Source organism: Rhodoferax sp. U11-2br, from assembly GCF_018619435.1.
Classification (GTDB): Bacteria; Pseudomonadota; Gammaproteobacteria; order Burkholderiales; family Burkholderiaceae_C; genus Rhodoferax.
In genome coordinates this window covers 45,316-63,562 of the sequence record NZ_JAHFZF010000015.1, presented here as the reverse complement: position 1 = coordinate 63,562, position 18,247 = coordinate 45,316, and the positions used below count along the sequence as shown (strand labels likewise).

Here is an 18,247-nt window from a genome sequence, read left to right as displayed (position 1 = left end):
CCTCATGCGTCTATCTCAAATTCGGCGATCAGTGGCAAATGGTCCGACATGCGCCACCAGGCGCGGCCTTGGGGCGCTGCCAGGCTGGTCGGTTTCAGACCACGACAAAACACATGGTCCAGTTGGGCCAGCGGCAAACGTGCGGGGAAAGTTGGCCGTGGCACACCGGCCCAAGCCCGCAAACCCATGCTGGCAAACAAGGCATCAAGCCGCCAACCACTTTCATTGAAGTCCCCGGCGATCAGCAGCGGCACATCGGCTGGAATTTCGCGCTGGACAAACCGCTGGAGCTGGGCCACCTGGCGCACCCGGCTGGCGCGCACCAGCCCCAGATGCACCACCAGCACATGCAGGCTGCGTCCGTGGATCATCAGCTCCACATGCAACAGACCACGCTGCTCAAAACGGTGGTCACTCATGTCCTCATGCTGATGCGTCACCACCGGCCAACGCGACAGCAGCGCATTGCCGTGCTCACCATGCCGGGTGATGGCATTGGTCCGGTACACCGAGCTGTAGCCGGGTGGCGCCAAAAAGTCGGCCTGCCCGCCTTCGGGCCATTGTTTGAAGCGCTTTTGTTCACGGCGGTTCGTCTGACGCACCTCCTGCAGGCATACCACGTCGGCGTCAAACGCCTGCACCGCGTCGGCCAGGTTGTGGATCTCCAGGCGCCGTGCTGGACCCACACCCAGCACCCCCTTGTGGATGTTATAGGTCACCACACGGATGGTTTGGCAGGGACCGGTCATGACACCTCCTTGCGCTTGGCCAGACGCGGCAACATCAGGCAAGCTTCGGCATTGGAAGGCGAAAAACAGCGTTCAGCCGCCTGCGCATAAGGCAACCACTGGTAGTGGGTGTGTTCATCGGGGTTCAAACGCACCGGCGTGCTGGCAGGCACTTCCAGGCTAAACAGGTGCTCGGTATTGAGTACCACCCCTGGGGCGTAACGGTGACGCCAGCGGGGATAAATCTCGTACACGTTCTCCAGCCCCCAGTCGTGCAAATGGGGCTGCAAAGCCGCACCCTCGCGGCAGTCCAAGGCGGTTTCCTCAAACACTTCGCGCCGGGCGGTCTGCTCAAAGCTCTCGTCCACATGGTCCTTGCTGCCAGTGACCGATTGCCAGAAATCAGCCACATCGGCGCGCTGGATCAGCAACACATCCAGCGCCGGGGTGTAAATCACCACCAGCACGGACTCGGGGAGTTTGAACGCGGTCATGGTTTCCAAAAAACAAAAGGGCGCCACAAAGAGCGCCCTTTGATTCTGCCTGAAGCAGCAATGTCCGCGGATCAGGCTGGTTTGACCAGATCGGCGTTGCGCAGGCGAATATGCAGTTCACGCAACTGCTTTTCGTCCACCAGCGACGGTGCTTGTGTCAGCAGACACTGGGCACGCTGGGTTTTCGGGAAAGCGATCACGTCGCGGATCGACTCGGCGCCGGTCATCATGGTGACGATGCGGTCCAGACCAAAAGCCAGACCGCCGTGCGGCGGCGCACCGTATTGCAGCGCATCAAGCAGGAAGCCAAACTTGAGCTGGGCTTCTTCAGGGCTGATCTTGAGCGCGTCAAACACCTTCTGCTGCACATCTGCACGGTGAATCCGCACCGAGCCGCCACCCATTTCCCAGCCGTTGAGGACCATGTCGTAGCCCTTGGAGATGCATTTACCCGGGTCGGTGACCATCAGATCCTCGTGCCCGTCCTTCGGCGCGGTGAAGGGGTGGTGCACTGCCATCCAGCGGTCGGATTCGTCGTCGTACTCGAACATCGGGAAGTCCACCACCCACAGGGGTGCCCAGCGGTCTTCGAACAGGCCGTTGTTCTTGCCAAACGCGCTGTGGCCAATCTTGATGCGCAAGGCACCGATGGCGTCGTTGACAATCTTTTCCTTGTCGGCGCCAAAGAACAGCAAGTCGCCGTCCTGGGCACCGGTGCGTGCCAGCACTTCGGCAATGGCTTTGTCATGCAGGTTCTTGACAATCGGGCTTTGCAGACCGTCGCGTCCCTTGGCCAAGTCGTTGACCTTGATCCAAGCCAGGCCCTTGGCACCGTAAATCTTGACAAACTCACCATAGCTGTCGATCTCGCCACGTGACAGGCCGGAACCTTCGCGCGCGCCACCGGGCACCCGCAAGGCCACCACACGGCCACCTTTCATGTTGGCGGCACCCGAGAACACCTTGAAGTCCACATCACCCATGACGTCGGTGAGTTCGGTGAACTCGAGCTTGACGCGCAGATCGGGCTTGTCGGAACCGAAACGCAGCGCCGCTTCTTGGTAACTCATCACCGGGAACTCGCCCAGGTCCACACCGAGTGTGTTCTGGAACACGGTCTTGATCATGCCCTGGAACAGGTCGCGGATGTCTTCCTCTTCCATGAACGAGGTTTCGATATCGATCTGGGTGAACTCGGGCTGGCGGTCCGCGCGCAAGTCTTCGTCGCGGAAACACTTGGTGATCTGGTAGTAGCGGTCAAAACCCGCCACCATCAACAACTGCTTGAACAGTTGCGGGCTTTGCGGCAGGGCAAAAAAGTGACCGTCGTGGACCCGGCTGGGCACCAGGTAGTCGCGCGCACCTTCGGGCGTGCTCTTGGTCAACATCGGGGTTTCGATGTCGACAAAACCATGGGTGTCCAGGAACTTGCGCACTTCCATCGCCACGCGGTAGCGCAGCATCAGGTTGTTTTGCATGTAGGGGCGGCGCAAGTCCAGCACACGGTGCGTCAGACGGGTGGTTTCGCTGAGATTTTCTTCGTCGAGCTGGAACGGCGGTGTGACGGAGGGGTTAAGCACCTTCAACTCGTGGCACAGCACCTCGATCTTGCCGCTTTTCAGGTTCTCATTGACCGTGCCGTCCGGGCGTGCACGCACCAAGCCTTTGACCTGGATGCAGAACTCGTTGCGCAAGTCTTCGGCCACCTTGAACATCTCGGCGCGATCCGGGTCACACACCACCTGCACATAACCTTCGCGGTCACGCACATCGACAAAAATGACACCGCCATGGTCGCGCCGACGATTGACCCAGCCACAGAGAGTCACAGTTTGGCCCAGCAGGGCCTCGGTCACCAGACCACAATAATGAGAACGCATTGCCATAAACAGCTTTCAAAAGTCACCCGGATGGGTGACAAGGTTGTCAAAAAACTAGGGGTGGGTGGGTGGCGTGACCACACCCGGCGCCACCGAACCCATCGAAATCACATAGGTCAGGGCCTCATCCACACTCATCTTGAGCTCAATCACATCAGCTCGCGGCAACATCAGGAAAAACCCGCTGGTCGGGTTGGGGGTGGTGGGCACATAGACGCTGACAAAATCATCCCCCAGATGACCAGCGACTTCACCGCTCGGGGAGCCGGTCTGAAACGCAATGGTCCAGCTGCCGGCGCGCGGGTACTGCACCAGCAAAGCGGTACGGAAAGCGTTGCCATTGCTGGAGAACAGGGTGTCTGACACCTTCTTGACACTGTTGTAAATCGACTTGAAGACCGGGATGCGGGTCAGCAAACGCTCCCATTGCCCCAGCCACCAGCGACCAGCGACGTTCGAAACCATGGCGCCGGTCAACAACAAACCGGCAAACACCAGCACCGGACCCAGGCCGGGAATATGCTTGAGCTGCTCCCAGAACGCGGTATCGGTTTCAGGCGAAATGGCCTGAAGCCCGGTCACCACGCCCTGAAAAACGCCGTCGAGCAAACCCATCAGCCACAGCAGTACCCAGATGGTCACCGCCAGCGGCAACCACACCAACAAACCAGTGAGCAGGTATTTTTTAAACGACACGTTGACTTTCAGTAAGGAATCAGCTGTGGCATGCACAGCCACCAGCACAACCCGCAGCCGGTGCCGCCGCTGTCTCGGTGGTGGCTGCAGCCGGGGTGCTGGCAGGCGCAGCAGCATCACCCGCAGCTGCTGGTGCAGCCACAGTGGCGCCGCTGCCACCCTTGAAATCGGTGGCATACCAGCCCGAGCCCTTGAGCTGGAAGCCAGCGGCCGTCACTTGTTTGGAAAAGCTGGATTTGCCGCAGTGTGGGCACTCGGTGAGCAGAGGATCAGACACTTTCTGCAACACATCCTTGGCAAACCCGCAGGAATCACATTTATAGGCATAAATCGGCATGGTGTTCAGATCTCCGGGAAAGAGTCGCAAAGCCTGTCATTATAAAGTGGCAGCCTAAAACACCCGCACCCGAACCAACACCTGCATCACCACCAAGCCCAGGATGAAACCAACACCACCATAAACCAGGGTGGACAGCAGGCGATTGGTCTTTTTCTGCTCCAGCAACAGCGCCTGCACATCCTCACCCCGGCCACGTGTGTTGGTCTGCAGGAAGTCGACCAGCAAACGCGGCAACTCGGGCAACAGCTTGGCATACAGCGGGCCTTCGTTGCGCAGTTGCTCAAACAGTTTTTTGGGCCCCACCTGGTCCAGCATCCACTTCTCAAGGAACGGTTTGGCGGTATTCCAGAGGTCCAGATCCGGGTCCAACTGGCGCCCCAGACCCTCAATATTGAGCAAGGTCTTTTGCAACAACACCAGCTGCGGCTGGATCTCGACCTGGAAACGACGGGACGTCTGAAACAGACGCATCAACAAGAAGCCCAGAGAAATCTCTTTGAGCGGCCGGTCAAAATACGGCTCACACACCGAGCGGATGGCAGATTCCAGCTCATCAACCCGCGTCGACTCGGGCACCCAGCCCGATTCGATGTGCAACTCGGCCACCCGCTTGTAATCACGCCGGAAAAACGCGGTGAAGTTCTGCGCCAAGTACTCTTTGTCGGTCTCGGTCAAGGTGCCGACAATGCCGAAGTCCAGCGAGATGTACCGGCCAAAGGTGGCGGGCTCCAGGCTCACCTGGATGTTGCCCGGGTGCATGTCGGCGTGGAAAAAACCGTCACGAAACACCTGGGTGAAGAAAATCGTCACCCCGTCACGCGCCAGTTTGGGAATATCCACACCCGCCGCACGCAGGCGCTCGACCTGGTTGATCGGCACACCCTTCATACGCTCCATCACCATCACGTCGGGCATGCAGTAGTCCCAGAACATTTCTGGGATCAGCACCAGATCCAGATCGGCCATGTTGCGGCGCAACTGGGCAGCACTGGAGGCCTCACGCACCAGATCCAGCTCGTCGTGCAGGTACTTGTCGAACTCGGCCACCACCTCGCGGGGTTTGAGGCGTTTGCCATCGTCAGACAGGTTGTCCACCCAGCCGGCCATCATGCGCATCAGGTCCAGGTCTTTGTCGATCACCGTCAGCATGCCCGGGCGCAGCACCTTCACAGCCACATCACGCTGACGACCATCGCGGTCCCGAATGACAGCAAAGTGCACCTGGGCGATCGAGGCGCTGGCCACAGGCTCGCGCTCGAACGAGACAAAAATGTCTTCCAGTTTTTTCTTGAAAGCCTTCTCAATGATGGCTACCGCCACACCACTCGGAAAAGGCGGAACACGGTCCTGCAGTTTGGCCAGCTCATCGGCAATGTCGACCGGCAGCAGATCGCGCCGGGTGGACATCACCTGACCGAACTTGACAAAAATGGGGCCCAGGCTTTCCAGTGCCTGCCGAATGCGCTGGCCGCGCGGGGCGCTTAAATCGCGCCCCCACGACAAGGTGCGGGCCAGCCGCTTGAGCCAAGGGGCCTTCTGGCTGGACAACACCAGCTCATCCAAGCCGTGGCGCAACAGCACCCACAGGATGAAAACACCGCGAATAAGACGCCTCATCGGGCTGCTTGACCAGGAACGAGAGTCGATGCCTTGGCTACAAATTGGCGCACAGCCATCACCAGGTTCATGCTCCACTGGCACATCACACGCGCCGGTACGTCACCCAGGATACGCGCCAGATCTTCCTCGATGTCCCAGCGCACGTGCTCGGTGAGCCAGTTGACCTCGGCCGCCAGTTGCACATCCCCTTCAATACGCACCGCTGGCTTGTCGCCGCGCAAGGCGCTTTGTGCCAACACCAAGGGGGATTCTTCTGTGACGGTCAACACCAGGTCCGCTGGCACATGCGCTGGCGCCAGATCCAGCAAACCCGCGGGTGTCGCCTGCAATTTGAAGGAAAAATGACGCCACTGCACCAGCACCACACGGCCCTTTTGGCGCACCAAACGGGCCGTGGCCTCACTTTCCTGCATCAACACATGGTTGAGCAGCAAAACAATGCGGTGCTGAGCCTCGGAAACGGCCCACTCAGGGGCTTGCAGTTTGGGGAGGGGGAGGTGCGGGAGGAGACCCTCCAGCCATGAAAAAGGGGACTGTGTTGCCATAGTCCCCGATTATTCCTGAAATTTATGAAGTAACGGCTATTGCAGCGCTTGAACCCCTGCTACCAACCAGCCACTTTGACCGTTCTTGGGCTTGGTCATGTTCCAGACTTCGCGGAACGGTGCCGGACCAGACGAGGGTTCCTCGCGGATCATGCCGGAAAACTCGACGCTGGCCATGTAGTCGTCACCCAGGTCTTCGATGCCCAGCAGATGCGCTTCAATCATTACCACCTCGGTCAGGTTGACCGGGCCACCGGTGTGGGCCTCACGCTCGGCCAGCTGGGCCTGGATTTCCTTGAGCATGGTGTCGGTCATCATGATGCGCAGGGCACCCATGTCGGACTTGTCCCAGGCCGCTTGCAAAGACACAAAATTCGCCTTGGCGGAGCGCAAGAAACCATCCACATCAAAACCAGCCGGAATGCCCCAGGACTGGGAACCTGACAGGCCGGAGCCGATGATGGAACCACTTGCGCCACCGATGCCACCCGCCTTGCTGCTGTCAAAAGCGGTGGCCGTGCGTTCCCACGGACGGGCTGACGCATCGTTGCCCACATTTTCCGGACGATAGCTGGCTGGTGTGGCGGTGTGGCCAGAAGCCCCTGCCCCCTGGAACGCAAACGGTGACGCACTTGGTGTTGCGCCACGTGCCTTGCGCGAACGCATCACATAACCGACTACCGCCATGATCACAAAGGCCAGCAGGGCAAACATCATGAACTGCGCCATTTCTTCACCCAACCCCAGCGAACTGGCCAACCAAGCCAGGCCCAAGCCCGCTGCCAAGCCACCAAGCATGGCGCCCCAAGGCCGCTTGGGGGCAGCCGCAGCCGCCGGCGGCTTGACCGCTGAGTTGGTCGCACCCTGGGTGGGCGCAGCTGCGGGCGGTGTGGCCTGACGCTGCGTCACATTGCTGGATTGCTGTCCAAAAGACTTGCCACCACCAAAACGTTTGGCAGCTTCGGCCTGACCGGCAAACAGTGCCATGCTCATTGTCAAAACCCAAAGCCACTTTTTCATAACATCTCCTGTTTTTACAAAATACGGTGCATTGATTCGGGTCAACATTTGATCCCGACGTGTAAGGCTACCAGACCACCGGTCAGATTGTGGTAATCCACATGCCCAAAGCCACTAGCCTTCATCAGGGTTTTGAGCTCTTCCTGGCTGGGGTGCATCCGGATCGACTCGGCCAGATACTGGTAGCTTGACGCGTCCCCCGCCACCCACTCACCGAGTTTGGGCAGAATGTTGAAGGAATACCAGTCGTAGGCTTTCTCCAGCGGCTTGGCCACTTTGGAAAACTCCAGCACCAGCAACTTGCCGCCCGCCTTGAGCACCCGGTTCATCTCGGTCAGTGCCACGTCCTTGTGGGTCATGTTGCGCAGGCCAAAGGCCACGCTGACCAGGTTGAAGTGGTTGTCGGGGAAAGGCAGTTTTTCGGCGTCACACACCAGCGTGGGCAGAAACACGCCCAGATCCATCAGCCGGTTGCGCCCGGTGCTGAGCATGGCCTCGTTGATGTCGGTGTGCACCACACAGCCCGATGAGCCGACCTTCTTGGAAAAAGCCAGCGACAGGTCGCCGGTGCCACCCGCAATGTCCAACACCTTGTCTCCTTCCTGGATGTTGGCCACCATCACGGTATAGGCCTTCCAGGCGCGGTGCAAGCCCATCGACATCAGGTCGTTCATCAGGTCGTACTTGGGCGCCACCGAGTCAAACACGCCCTTGACGTGGCTGGCTTTTTCGGTTTCGTCAACGTTCTTGAATCCAAAATGTGTGGTGCTCATGGTGTGTGCGGGTGTCGGGATGGTGAACGGGGCTTCGTTGGCCGGGTCTCGGGAGACCTGACTCAGGCATGAATAAACGCTGTTGCGGCCGATTATCCCAGCCGAAGGCCCGGTATTTTCAAAAAAGTGTCAGCGTGCCTCGACCAGCGCCCTGACCGCGGCCAATTGCCGACGCGACACCAGCAGCGGCTCGCTGATCCGGTCCAGCCGCACCGCCCAGCCGTCCCCCTCGATGGCGTCGTGATGACGCTCCAGCGAGCGCACCGCCTGGCGCGCCACCAGCGCGTTGCGGTGGATCCGCAGAAAACGCTCGGCATAGCGGCTCTCCAGCTCGCTCAAGGCACCTTCGAGGATGTAGCTGCGGCTGGCGGTGCGCACCGTGATGTATTTGAGTTCAGCTTTGAGGTACAGCACCTCGGCGAGTGGCAGGCGCTCGGTCCGGCCGCGTTCCTGGATCACCAGAACATCTTGGGTCAAATCAGGCTCAAGCCCTTTATTTATCTGGGTCAATCGCTCTATTTTTTGAAGTGATGCCTGCAGACGCTCCAAACGCACCGGTTTGGTCAGGTAGTCCAGCGCGGCCAGCTCGAACGCCTGCAGCGCGTGTTCGGTGTAGGCGGTGACAAACACCACGGCAGGCGGCTGTGGCAAAGCACGCAAGCGCTGCGCCAGCGCCAGGCCGTCCTCGCCCGGCATGTGGATGTCGGCCAGCACCACATCCACCACCTGCTGGCTCACACATTGCAGGGCCTGCACCGCGTTGGCTGCCTCCCCCACCACCCGGGCGCCGGGCGCCGTGCAATCGGCCAGCAAGCTTTTGAGCCGGGAACGGGCCAGAGCTTCGTCATCCACGATCAGCACCCTCAACACCATGTGAACACCTCCAAGCCCCTCATACCGGCACCTCGATCCTGACCTGAAACAAACCGTCTTTTAAACCACACTGAAAACGCCCCTGAACATCGTGCAACAGGCTCAGGCGTTCGCGCACATTGTCCAGCGCCAGGCCATGCCCGGGTGAACTGGGCGCCGCCGTGGCGGCCACCGTGTTGCTGACCTTGATCACCACCACGTCGCCACGGCGCTGGGTACTGACCCGGATGCGCGCGCCGCCGGGACTGGGTTCCACCCCGTGTTTGACCGCGTTTTCGACCAGGGGCTGCAACAGCAAAGGTGGCAAACGGGCACCATCCGCCTGCGCATCCAAGGCCCACTCCACCTGGATGCGCTCGGCAAAACGCACCTGCTCAATCGCCAGATAACGCTGAGCCAGCGCAATCTCGTCCGCCAGCGTCACACTTTGTGCCTGCACGGTGAGCGCGTAGCGAAACAGGTCACTGAGGTCTTCCAGCAAACGCTCGGCCTGGCGCGGCTCGGCGCGCACCAACGCAATCGCACTGTTGAGGGTGTTGAACAAAAAATGCGGTCGAATCCGCGCCTGCAACTCTGCCAATCGGGCGGTGGTGGCGGCCGGTGTCTTGCCCTTGGCGCGCAACACCAGCACGGCCACCAACACCGCTGACAGCAAGGCCCCGCTGCAGGCGCTGGACCACCAGGGGGCGCTCTCCAGCAGCCCCATGAACCACAACACCCCACAGCCATACAGCCCCGCCAGCGCACCCAGCAGCACACCGGCCAGCTGCTGCAAAGCGGGCCGCAGGCGCGCCAGCAGCTTTTTGAGACTGCAGGCCAGCAGCAACCAGACCAGGGTGGCTGGCAAGGCGGCCCCTGTAATCAGTGACAGCCGTGTGAGCCACTGCAAGGCGTCGGCCGCGCCAAACATGGCCACCACCGCCACCGACGCCTCCACAAACAGGACCGCACGCAACACCACCCCCACCCGGCAGGCATCAAACACCAAGCGGTCAGACGTTGACGCCAGCTTGGGAATGGGCTGCAAGGTGGTCTCCTGGAAGACCGATAAAATTTGAGAATCTTTCATTGACCAGCGGATTGCGGCGGACAGGTTGGTTGCGCCGCCCATTATTGATGATTCCCGGTCACAAGCTCCCGCCTAACCTTCCCGTTTACTCACCCTTGACACACCATGAGCCAAAACCAATTTGACAAAAAGTCCCAGGCCTGGTCGGCCCTGTTTTCCGAACCCATGAGTGACCTGGTCAAGCGTTACACCTCCAGCGTGTTTTTTGACAAACGCCTGTGGCAGGCCGACATCGCAGGCAGCCTGGCGCATGCCGACATGCTGGCTGCCCAAGGCATCATCAGCACCAAAGACCTGGCCGCCATCGAGCAGGGCATGGCCCAAATCACTTCTGAGATCGCATCCGGCGCCTTTGAATGGAAGCTCGACCTCGAAGACGTGCACCTGAACATCGAGGCGCGCCTAACCCAACTCGTGGGTGACGCGGGCAAACGTTTGCACACCGGCCGCAGCCGCAACGACCAGGTCGCCACCGATGTGCGCCTGTGGTTGCGTGGTGAGATGGACCTGATCTCCGAACTGCTCACCGAGCTGCAAAAAGCCCTGCTGGCGGTGGCAGAGCAACATGTGGAGGTGATCTTGCCCGGCTTCACCCATCTGCAGGTGGCGCAGCCGGTGAGTTTTGGCCACCACATGCTGGCTTATGTGGAGATGTTCAGCCGCGATGCCGAGCGCATGGCCGAGGTGCGCCGCCGCGTCAACCGCTTGCCGTTGGGCGCTGCCGCGCTGGCCGGCACCAGCTACCCGCTGGACCGTGAACGTGTGGCCAAAACCCTGCAGATGGTCGACGAACAAGGCCGCCCTCAGGTTTGCCAAAACAGCCTGGATGCGGTCAGTGACCGCGACTTTGCGATTGAGTTCACCGCCGCGGCCTCCTTGTGCATGGTGCACATCAGCCGTTTGAGCGAAGAACTGGTGCTGTGGATGAGCCAGAACTTCGGCTTCATCAAAATTGCCGACCGTTTCACCACCGGCAGCTCCATCATGCCGCAGAAGAAAAACCCCGATGTGCCCGAACTGGCGCGTGGCAAAACCGGCCGCGTGGTCGGCCACCTGATGGGCCTGATCACCCTCATGAAAGGCCAGCCACTGGCCTACAACAAGGACAACCAGGAAGACAAGGAGCCGCTGTTTGACACGGTGGACACCCTCAAAGACACGCTGCGCATCTTTGCCGAGATGATTGGCGGCCAGCTCAACCCGGCCACTGGCAAAAAAGAAGGTGGCATCACGGTCAATGCCCAAGCCATGGAACAGGCCGCGCTCAAGGGTTACGCCACTGCCACCGATCTGGCCGACTACCTGGTCAAAAAAGGCCTGCCGTTTCGCGACGCCCATGAAACCGTGGCCCACGCCGTCAAGGCAGCCGTCAACCACCAGGTGGACCTGTCCGAACTGCCGCTCGCGGTGCTGCAGGAGTTCAACCCCCACATCGGCAAAGACGTGTTTGACGTGTTGTCGCTGCGTGGCTCACTCAACGCGCGCCAAGTCTTGGGGGGCACCGCACCGGTGCAGGTGCGGGCCCAGATCGCACGCCATCAACAGCGCCTGGCATAAGCAGCCGGGTCACCCGAACAACCACAGCCACCGGGCTGCGGTCTAATGTGTCCAGGGCGCGGCTTGCGCCCTCCCCTGACCTTTGATCGAGCCTTCCCATGACTGATACCCCCGACAACAACACCCCCAAACCCTACAACTGGACGCTGCAACGCTGGCGCCTAGCCACGATTGCCTGTGTCATCCTGTTGGCGGTGGCGGCCGCCACCATGGCCAGCATGATGGAGCAGTTCAAGGCCCAGGTCAGCCATTTACAAACCAAGCTCAAGACCACGCAGCAGATCAAATACGTGTCGGTCTTGCTCGATGACAAGCAGCGGCCCGCGATGCTGCTGAGTTTTGACCTGCAAGACGCTTACCTGCAGGTGCAGCGCCTCAATGACGTCAAAGAAGGGCAAGAGGACAGCATGCAACTGTGGGCACTCGACAGCGAGGGGCGCCCGCTGTCTCTGGGTGTCTTGCCCACCAAGTTAAAAACCGCGCAGGTCCCGGTCAGCGACAAAATCCTGTCGCAGGCGGTGGGCCTGGCGATCAGTGTCGAGAACAAAGGTGGCGTTGAAGCGGGCCGGATGCCTCGCCTGCCTTACCTGTACACAGGAGCCCTGGTACAAAAGGCGTTGTAAATCGCTTGGGCTAGGATGAGTGAGCACTCTAAGGACTCCCAGTGAACCTCATCAAACTCCTGGCAGCAGGCAGCCTGCTGGCAACATCTGTTTTCAGCCACGCATTCCAGGTGGTCAGCTTCTCACCACAAGGTGAAGTGGCGCGCATCAACCAGGTGGTGGTGAAGTTTGATGCTGCGGTTGTCAACTTCGGCGACCCCAAAGCCGGCGCACCGCTTGATCTGCGTTGCAGTGATGCCCAAGCCAGCCAAGGCACGGGGCGCTGGCTCACTGACCGGCAGTGGGTTTTCGACCTGGCGGCCGATCTACCACCGGGCGTAAGCTGCTCCGCTCAGCTCAAAAAAGAAATCAAATCGGCCTCTGGCCAAGTTATCACAAGGGCTGATAGCTACCACTTTAATAGTGGCGGTCCGTTTGTACGCAGCATCCAGCCAAGCCCCAGCTCACGCATCGACGAGGAGCAATTTTTCATCCTGCAGCTCAGCGGCCCCGCCACGCTGGCCAGTCTGCAGGCCAACCTGTGGTGCAGCGCCGATGGCGTTGGTGAACGCCTGGCCGTGCGGCTGATCAGCGGCAAAGACCGCGAGGCCTTGCTGACCTCCCAAGGCCTGGATGAGCAGACGGCACGCGACCCCTTGAGCTTTGTCACGCTGGCCTGCAACCGGCGCCTCACACCAGGCGCAAAAGTCACACTGGTGTACGGCAAGGGGGTGGCGAGTCCAGGCGCTACCGGCATGGCCAAGGGCGTTGTCAACTCAGTGGAGTCGCGCTTTGTGTTCCAGGTGCGCGAGCCGTTTGCCGCCAGCCTGACGTGTGAGCGTGAAAACGCACAGTCGGCCTGCCTGCCGATACGCCCGCTGCGCCTGAGTTTCAATGCGCCGGTGGCGCGCAAGCTGCTCGAGGGCATCCGCCTGACATCGGCCAAAGACACGTTCAAACCCAGTTTTGACGAGCAAGAAGGTGACGACGACAGCGTGGTCAGCAGCATCAGCTTCAAACCCATGCTGCCGGAGCTGACCGCGTTCTCAGTGGTGTTGCCCAACGGCTTTCAAGACGCGTCGGGTCGTACCCTGCGGAATGCCGACAGCTTCCCGCTCAAGGTGGCCACCGGGCCCATGCCACCGCTTGCCAAATTTGCCGCCGCGCCTTTTGGCATCTTGGAACGCTTCGCCGAGCCGGATGGTCTGGCCATGCTGCCGATCACACTGCGCCGTGTGGAAGCCAACCTGTCGGTCAAGGCCTTGAGCCCAGGCGGCCAGCCGAGCACAGGCAAAGTCAGCGACCTCAACCCCACGTCGGATGCAGACATCATTGCCTGGTTCAGAAAAGTGCAGCGCTACGACGGCTACAACGTGTCGCGCAAGCAGGCCACAAAGGACATTCACACGCCGCTGCCTCAGCTACCAGGTGATCCAAAAAACAGCGAGGTGCAGACCCGCATGGTGTCCTTGCTGCAAGGGCACGCTGGCGTCAAGACACTGGACTTGCCCAAACCGACCAACAACGACCCGCGTCCGTTTGAGGTGGTGGGTATTCCCTTGAGCCCCGGCTTCCATGTGGTGGAAGTCGCGTCACCCAAGCTGGGTGAGTCCCTGTTGGACGAACGTTATGGCGCCAAGCGCACCATGTATGTACGCACCTCGGCGCTGGTGACCAACCTGGGTGTGCACTTCAAACTGGGCCGCGAAAACGCGTTGGCCTGGGTCACCACACTCGACAAGGGCACACCCGTGGCCAACGCGCGGGTGGTGGTGTCTGACTGCCACGGTCGCGAAGTGGCCACAGCCACCAGCAATGCACAAGGCATTGCCAGCTTCACCGGCATCAGCCCGCGCGCACCGGTGTGCAGCGGTGACGAGGGCTACAACAACGCCTACTTTGTCAGCGCCCGCGCCCAACAGGCCGGTGTGCTGGACATGGCCTTCACCTGGAGCGACTGGAACAAAGGCATCGAACCCTGGCGCTTCAACCTGCCCACCAGCTCTGAGGCCCAGCCCGATGAGCGCGCCCACACCATTTTTGACCGCAGCTTGTTGCGCGCCGGTGAAACTCTGTCGATGAAACACCTGTTGCGCAGCGAAACATCACAAGGTTTTGGCCTGGCCAGCAACCAGCCCGACACCCTGGTGATCACCCATGTGGGCAGCGGCCAGCAGTACAGCCAGCCCCTGGTCTGGCGCAAAACCGCCACCGGCGGCCAGAGCGCCGAGAGCACGTTTGCGATCCCGCCAGCGGCCAAACTGGGGGTCTATGAAGTGACATTGCGCGGCGGTGACCACCACCAAAGCTTTGACAGCGGCCAGTTCCGTGTGGAGGAATTCCGCCTGCCGGTGCTGGAGGGTCGCATCACCCCCAGCGAGAAAAAACCATTGGTCAATGCCAAGCTTGTGCCAGTGGACGTGCAGGTGAATTACGTCTCGGGTGGCGGCGCCAGCAAGCTGCCGGTGCGTGTGTCGGCCCTGGTGCGCAGCAAAGCGGTGAGTTTCAGCGACTTTGAGGGCTTCAGCTTCGCGCCGCCACAAGGCAACACCACAGCCAGCCGCGACGAGGAAGAAACCAACACCGGCCAGGATGCCAAGGTGATCGCCGACAAACTGCCACTGATCCTGGACAAAAACGGCGCAGGCAAACTCAGCATCGACCCGGTGCCCAGCAGCCGCCAGCCACAAGACCTGCTGCTGGAAGCCAGCTACGCCGACCCCAATGGCGAGGTGCAAACCCTGCGCAGCACCCAAACGCTGTGGCCGGCCAGCGTGGTGGCGGGCATCAAGACCGAGGGCTGGGTGTCCAGCAGTCAAAAAATCAAATTCCAGGCGCTGGCACTTGACCTGAGCGGCAAACCCCAGGCCGACGTGGCGCTGGAGGTCAAAGCCATTGCCCGCATCACCACCACCAGCCGCAAACGCATGGTCGGTGGCTTTTACACCTATGACAACCAGACCCGCCTGAAAGATCTGGGCAGCGTCTGCAGCGGCAAAAGTGATGCACGCGGTCTGTTGTTATGTGACACCAGTCTGAACGAAGCCGGTGAAGTGGAATTGGTTGTCACGGCACGTGACAGCGCTGGCAATAACATCCAGGCCGCCTCCAGCGTGTATGTCACCAAACAAGGTGAGTTGTGGTTTGGTGGCGAAAACACCGACCGCATCGACCTGCTGCCTGAAAAAAAGAGCTACCAGCCCGGTGACACCGCCAAATTCCAGGTGCGTATGCCGTTCCGGTTTGCCACCGCGCTGGTCGCGGTGGAACGCGAAGGCATCCTGCAAACTGAGGTGGTGACCTTGAACGGCCAGGACCCAACGGTGGAACTCAAGATCAAAGAGGGCTGGGGCCCCAATGTGTATGTGAGTGTGTTGGCCCTGCGTGGGCGCCTGCGCGAGGTGCCTTGGTACAGCTTTTTCACCTGGGGCTACAAGGCACCGCGTGAATGGTGGACGTCCTTTTGGTACGAAGGCCGTGAATACGTCGCCCCCACCGCGCTGGTCGATTTGAGCAAACCGGCCTTCCGCCTGGGTGTGGCGGAGATCCGCGTTGGCACCCAAGCACACCAGCTGGCGGTCAGTGTCAAGACCGACAAAGAAAGCTACGCGGTGCGCAGCCAGGCCAAAGTGACGATCAACGTCAAATTGCCCAACGGCCAGCCTGCTGCCAACGCCGAAGTCGCGCTGGCCGCGGTGGACCAAGCCCTGCTGGAGCTGATGCCCAACAGCAGTTGGAACCTGCTCGACGCGATGTTGCAGCGCCGCAGCTGGGGTGTGGAAACGTCGACGGCTCAGATGGAAATCATTGGCCGGCGCCACTATGGCCGCAAAGCCGTGCCAGCGGGTGGCGGTGGTGGACACAGCGGCACACGTGAGCTGCTCGACACCTTGCTGCTGTGGAACCCGAGTATCAAGCTCGATGCCAACGGCAACGCCACGGTAACCGTACCCCTCAACGACGCGCTGACCACGTTCAAAATTGTTGCCGTGGCCGATGCGAGCACCGGTCTGTTTGGCACCGGCAGCACCAGCATCCGCGCCACACAAGACTTACAAATCATCAGCGGCCTGCCACCGCTGGTGCGTGAAGACGATGTGTACCGCGCCCAGATCACGCTGCGCAACACCACCAAGCAAACCATGAAGGTGCAGGTGACGCCACGCGCCACTCTCCTGAATTTAGAGCAGCAAACCCTTGACATACCTGGGCTAGAGGCTCGTGAGGTCATATGGACGGTAAAAGCCCCGGCGCAGCTAGCGCAAACCCGCTCGGAGGCCATCCTGTGGGAGATCGAGGCCAAAGACACCCTCAGCGGCGCGCGTGATGCCCTCAAGAGCAGCCAGCGCATCATCCCGGCCGTGCCACTCACCGTGCAACAGGCCACGCTGGTGCAGATCGACAAGGCCTTGACGCTGGATGTGGCTCCACCCGCCGATGCCTTGCCTGGACGCGGTGGTCTGAAGATGTCGCTGCAACCCAAGCTGGCCGAGGGGTTGCCAGGTGTGAAAGACTGGTTTGCCAACTACCCGTTTACCTGCCTCGAGCAAAAAACCAGCAAGGCGGTCGGCCTGCGTGACGGCAAACTGTGGCAAACCGTGTTGGCGCAGCTGCCCAGCTACCTGGACCGCGACGGCCTGGCCAGCTACTTCCCGCCGCGTGATGGCGAGGCCGATCACGGCAGCGACACCCTCACCGCCTACCTGCTGGCCGCCACCCAGGAGGCCGCCGACATCGACCCCGCATTTGCCTTGAGCGACGATGCACGTGCCCCGATGGAACGTGGTTTGATCAACTTTGTGGAGGGAAAGATCCAGCGCAACTTCTGGAGCCCACGCAAAGACCTGGACGTGCGCAAACTTGCGGCGATTGAGGCGCTGTCGCGCTACGGCAAAGCGCAGGGCCGCATGCTGGGCAGCATCACCATCGCGCCCAATCAGTGGCCCACCCACGCGGTGATCGACTGGCTGAACATCTTGAAACGTGTGCCGGATGTGCCTGACCACGACAAACGTCTGGCAGAGGCCAACCAGATCCTGCGCGCACGCATCAGCTACCAGGGCACCAAAATGGTCTTCAGCACCGAACGTGACGACTACTGGTGGTGGCTGATGCAAAACGGCGACGTCAATACTGCACGACTGATGCTGGCGGTGATGAGTGACCCGGCCTGGCAAGACGACATGGGCCGCCTGGCCAACGGCTTTATTGCACGCCAGCAAAACGGTGCCTGGCACACCACCACCGCCAACCTGTGGGGCGGTCTGGCGCTGGAGAAGTTCTCGGCCAAATTTGAAGCCACGCCCGTCTCCGGCACCACCAAGGCCAGCATGGGCACCAACGCCGCCAGCGTGGACTGGAACAAGGTTGAACGCTTCCAGGCCAACAACGCGGCTGGCGCGGCACATCTTTCCAGCTGGTTTGGCGCGCCTGCAGCGCCCGGCAATCTGAAGAACAACAGCATGTTCCTGCCCTGGGGCAAAACGGCCGATAAGGAGGTGCTGAGCGTGGCGCATCAAGGCCCTGGCAAACCGTGGCTGACGCTGCAGTCGGTGGCCGCCATTGCGCTCAAAGAGCCGTTTTTTGCCGGATACCAGATCAAGAAAACCATCACCCCAGTCGAGCAGGCCAACAAGGGCCTGCCTGCGGGCAGCTACACCCGCGGTGATGTGTTGCGCATCACGCTGGAAGTCACCGCCAACGCGGACATGAGCTGGGCTGTGATCACCGACCCGGTACCCGGCGGTGCGACCATTCTGGGCAGTGGCCTGGGTCGTGACAGCGAAATCGCCACGCAGGGCGAAAAGAGCGAAGGCGACGGCTGGCCCGCGTTTGAAGAACGCAGCTTCGAATCCTTCCGCAGCTACTACCAGTTTCTGCCCAAGGGCACGGTCAAGATGGCCTACACCCTCCGCCTGAACAACGTCGGCGAGTTCTCGCTGCCGCCCTCACGCGTCGAAGCGATGTACGCGCCAGAGATGTTTGGCGAAACCCCGAATGCGCGGGTGAAGGTGGAGGCAGGCAAGTGACAAGGCCTTTGAGGGCCTGGC

Annotated in this window: 14 protein-coding genes; 3 read left to right on the top strand and 11 right to left on the bottom strand. The window is 60.8% G+C overall.

Annotated elements, in window-relative coordinates; all coding sequences use genetic code 11:
- Window positions 1–2: 2 nt before the first annotated feature.
- From KKO72_RS11325 to KKO72_RS11275, 11 genes are all read right to left on the bottom strand, one after another.
- Window positions 3–749 (bottom strand): endonuclease/exonuclease/phosphatase family protein, encoded by a 747-nt coding sequence (locus tag KKO72_RS11325; protein WP_214938293.1) that lies wholly within the window; start codon window positions 747–749, stop codon window positions 3–5.
- A complete protein-coding gene (nudB, locus tag KKO72_RS11320; protein ID WP_214938291.1) occupies window positions 746–1,222 on the bottom strand; it encodes a dihydroneopterin triphosphate diphosphatase in 477 nt (158 codons plus the stop codon). The genes KKO72_RS11325 and nudB overlap by 4 nt, the downstream gene beginning before the upstream one ends.
- Before the next feature lie 71 nt (window positions 1,223–1,293).
- Window positions 1,294–3,108 (bottom strand): aspartate--tRNA ligase, encoded by a 1,815-nt coding sequence (gene aspS, locus KKO72_RS11315; RefSeq protein ID WP_214938289.1) that lies wholly within the window; start codon window positions 3,106–3,108, stop codon window positions 1,294–1,296.
- A gap of 48 nt (window positions 3,109–3,156) precedes the next feature.
- Complete coding sequence (locus KKO72_RS11310) at window positions 3,157–3,798, bottom strand: DUF502 domain-containing protein (protein WP_371736869.1); 642 nt, start codon at window positions 3,796–3,798, stop codon at window positions 3,157–3,159.
- 19 nt (window positions 3,799–3,817) lie between these two features.
- Window positions 3,818–4,135 carry an FmdB family zinc ribbon protein gene (locus KKO72_RS11305; RefSeq protein ID WP_214938286.1) on the bottom strand — a complete coding sequence of 106 codons (318 nt, stop codon included), beginning with the start codon at window positions 4,133–4,135 and terminating at the stop codon, window positions 3,818–3,820.
- A 54-nt stretch (window positions 4,136–4,189) separates the two neighbouring features.
- Window positions 4,190–5,755: a ubiquinone biosynthesis regulatory protein kinase UbiB gene (ubiB, locus tag KKO72_RS11300; protein ID WP_214938284.1), complete on the bottom strand. Its 1,566-nt coding sequence runs from the start codon at window positions 5,753–5,755 to the stop codon at window positions 4,190–4,192.
- Entirely contained in the window at window positions 5,752–6,303 is a 552-nt protein-coding gene (locus tag KKO72_RS11295) for a hypothetical protein (RefSeq protein ID WP_214938282.1), read from the bottom strand. Before KKO72_RS11295 ends, ubiB begins: the two co-directional genes overlap by 4 nt.
- A 36-nt stretch (window positions 6,304–6,339) precedes the next feature.
- Window positions 6,340–7,323 (bottom strand): Tim44 domain-containing protein, encoded by a 984-nt coding sequence (locus KKO72_RS11290; protein WP_214938279.1) that lies wholly within the window; start codon window positions 7,321–7,323, stop codon window positions 6,340–6,342.
- A 41-nt stretch (window positions 7,324–7,364) separates the two neighbouring features.
- Window positions 7,365–8,096 (bottom strand): bifunctional demethylmenaquinone methyltransferase/2-methoxy-6-polyprenyl-1,4-benzoquinol methylase UbiE, encoded by a 732-nt coding sequence (gene ubiE / locus KKO72_RS11285; RefSeq protein ID WP_214938277.1) that lies wholly within the window; start codon window positions 8,094–8,096, stop codon window positions 7,365–7,367.
- A 129-nt stretch (window positions 8,097–8,225) separates the two neighbouring features.
- Window positions 8,226–8,969 carry a LytTR family DNA-binding domain-containing protein gene (locus KKO72_RS11280; protein ID WP_214938275.1) on the bottom strand — a complete coding sequence of 248 codons (744 nt, stop codon included), beginning with the start codon at window positions 8,967–8,969 and terminating at the stop codon, window positions 8,226–8,228.
- A 19-nt stretch (window positions 8,970–8,988) separates the two neighbouring features.
- The gene (locus tag KKO72_RS11275) at window positions 8,989–10,038 is read right to left on the bottom strand and encodes a sensor histidine kinase (RefSeq protein WP_214938273.1); all 1,050 of its coding nucleotides are present in this window, start codon (window positions 10,036–10,038) and stop codon (window positions 8,989–8,991) included.
- A 105-nt stretch (window positions 10,039–10,143) separates the two neighbouring features.
- On the opposite strand from KKO72_RS11275, the gene argH reads away from it, so the two are divergent.
- The 3 genes from argH to KKO72_RS11260 all read left to right on the top strand — a co-directional run bounded on the left by argH (window position 10,144) and on the right by KKO72_RS11260 (window position 18,226).
- Window positions 10,144–11,595 carry an argininosuccinate lyase gene (gene argH, locus KKO72_RS11270; protein ID WP_214938271.1) on the top strand — a complete coding sequence of 484 codons (1,452 nt, stop codon included), beginning with the start codon at window positions 10,144–10,146 and terminating at the stop codon, window positions 11,593–11,595.
- A 98-nt stretch (window positions 11,596–11,693) separates the two neighbouring features.
- A complete protein-coding gene (locus KKO72_RS11265) occupies window positions 11,694–12,218 on the top strand; it encodes an anti-sigma factor (RefSeq protein ID WP_214938269.1) in 525 nt (174 codons plus the stop codon).
- A gap of 41 nt (window positions 12,219–12,259) precedes the next feature.
- Entirely contained in the window at window positions 12,260–18,226 is a 5,967-nt protein-coding gene (locus KKO72_RS11260; protein ID WP_214938267.1) for an MG2 domain-containing protein, read from the top strand.
- Window positions 18,227–18,247 lie beyond the last annotated feature (21 nt).

Bases quoted from the DNA above. Each gene is read 5' to 3' on its own strand.
- KKO72_RS11325 (WP_214938293.1), bottom strand. From the start codon at position 749: ATGACCGGTCCCTGCCAAACCATCCGTGTGGTGACCTATAACATCCAC.
- nudB (WP_214938291.1), bottom strand. From the start codon at position 1,222: ATGACCGCGTTCAAACTCCCCGAGTCCGTGCTGGTGGTGATTTACACC.
- aspS (WP_214938289.1), bottom strand. From the start codon at position 3,108: ATGGCAATGCGTTCTCATTATTGTGGTCTGGTGACCGAGGCCCTGCTG.
- KKO72_RS11305 (WP_214938286.1), bottom strand. From the start codon at position 4,135: ATGCCGATTTATGCCTATAAATGTGATTCCTGCGGGTTTGCCAAGGAT.
- ubiB (WP_214938284.1), bottom strand. From the start codon at position 5,755: ATGAGGCGTCTTATTCGCGGTGTTTTCATCCTGTGGGTGCTGTTGCGC.
- KKO72_RS11295 (WP_214938282.1), bottom strand. From the start codon at position 6,303: ATGGCAACACAGTCCCCTTTTTCATGGCTGGAGGGTCTCCTCCCGCAC.
- KKO72_RS11290 (WP_214938279.1), bottom strand. From the start codon at position 7,323: ATGAAAAAGTGGCTTTGGGTTTTGACAATGAGCATGGCACTGTTTGCC.
- ubiE (WP_214938277.1), bottom strand. From the start codon at position 8,096: ATGAGCACCACACATTTTGGATTCAAGAACGTTGACGAAACCGAAAAA.
- KKO72_RS11280 (WP_214938275.1), bottom strand. From the start codon at position 8,969: ATGGTGTTGAGGGTGCTGATCGTGGATGACGAAGCTCTGGCCCGTTCC.
- KKO72_RS11275 (WP_214938273.1), bottom strand. From the start codon at position 10,038: ATGAAAGATTCTCAAATTTTATCGGTCTTCCAGGAGACCACCTTGCAG.
- argH (WP_214938271.1), top strand. From the start codon at position 10,144: ATGAGCCAAAACCAATTTGACAAAAAGTCCCAGGCCTGGTCGGCCCTG.
- KKO72_RS11265 (WP_214938269.1), top strand. From the start codon at position 11,694: ATGACTGATACCCCCGACAACAACACCCCCAAACCCTACAACTGGACG.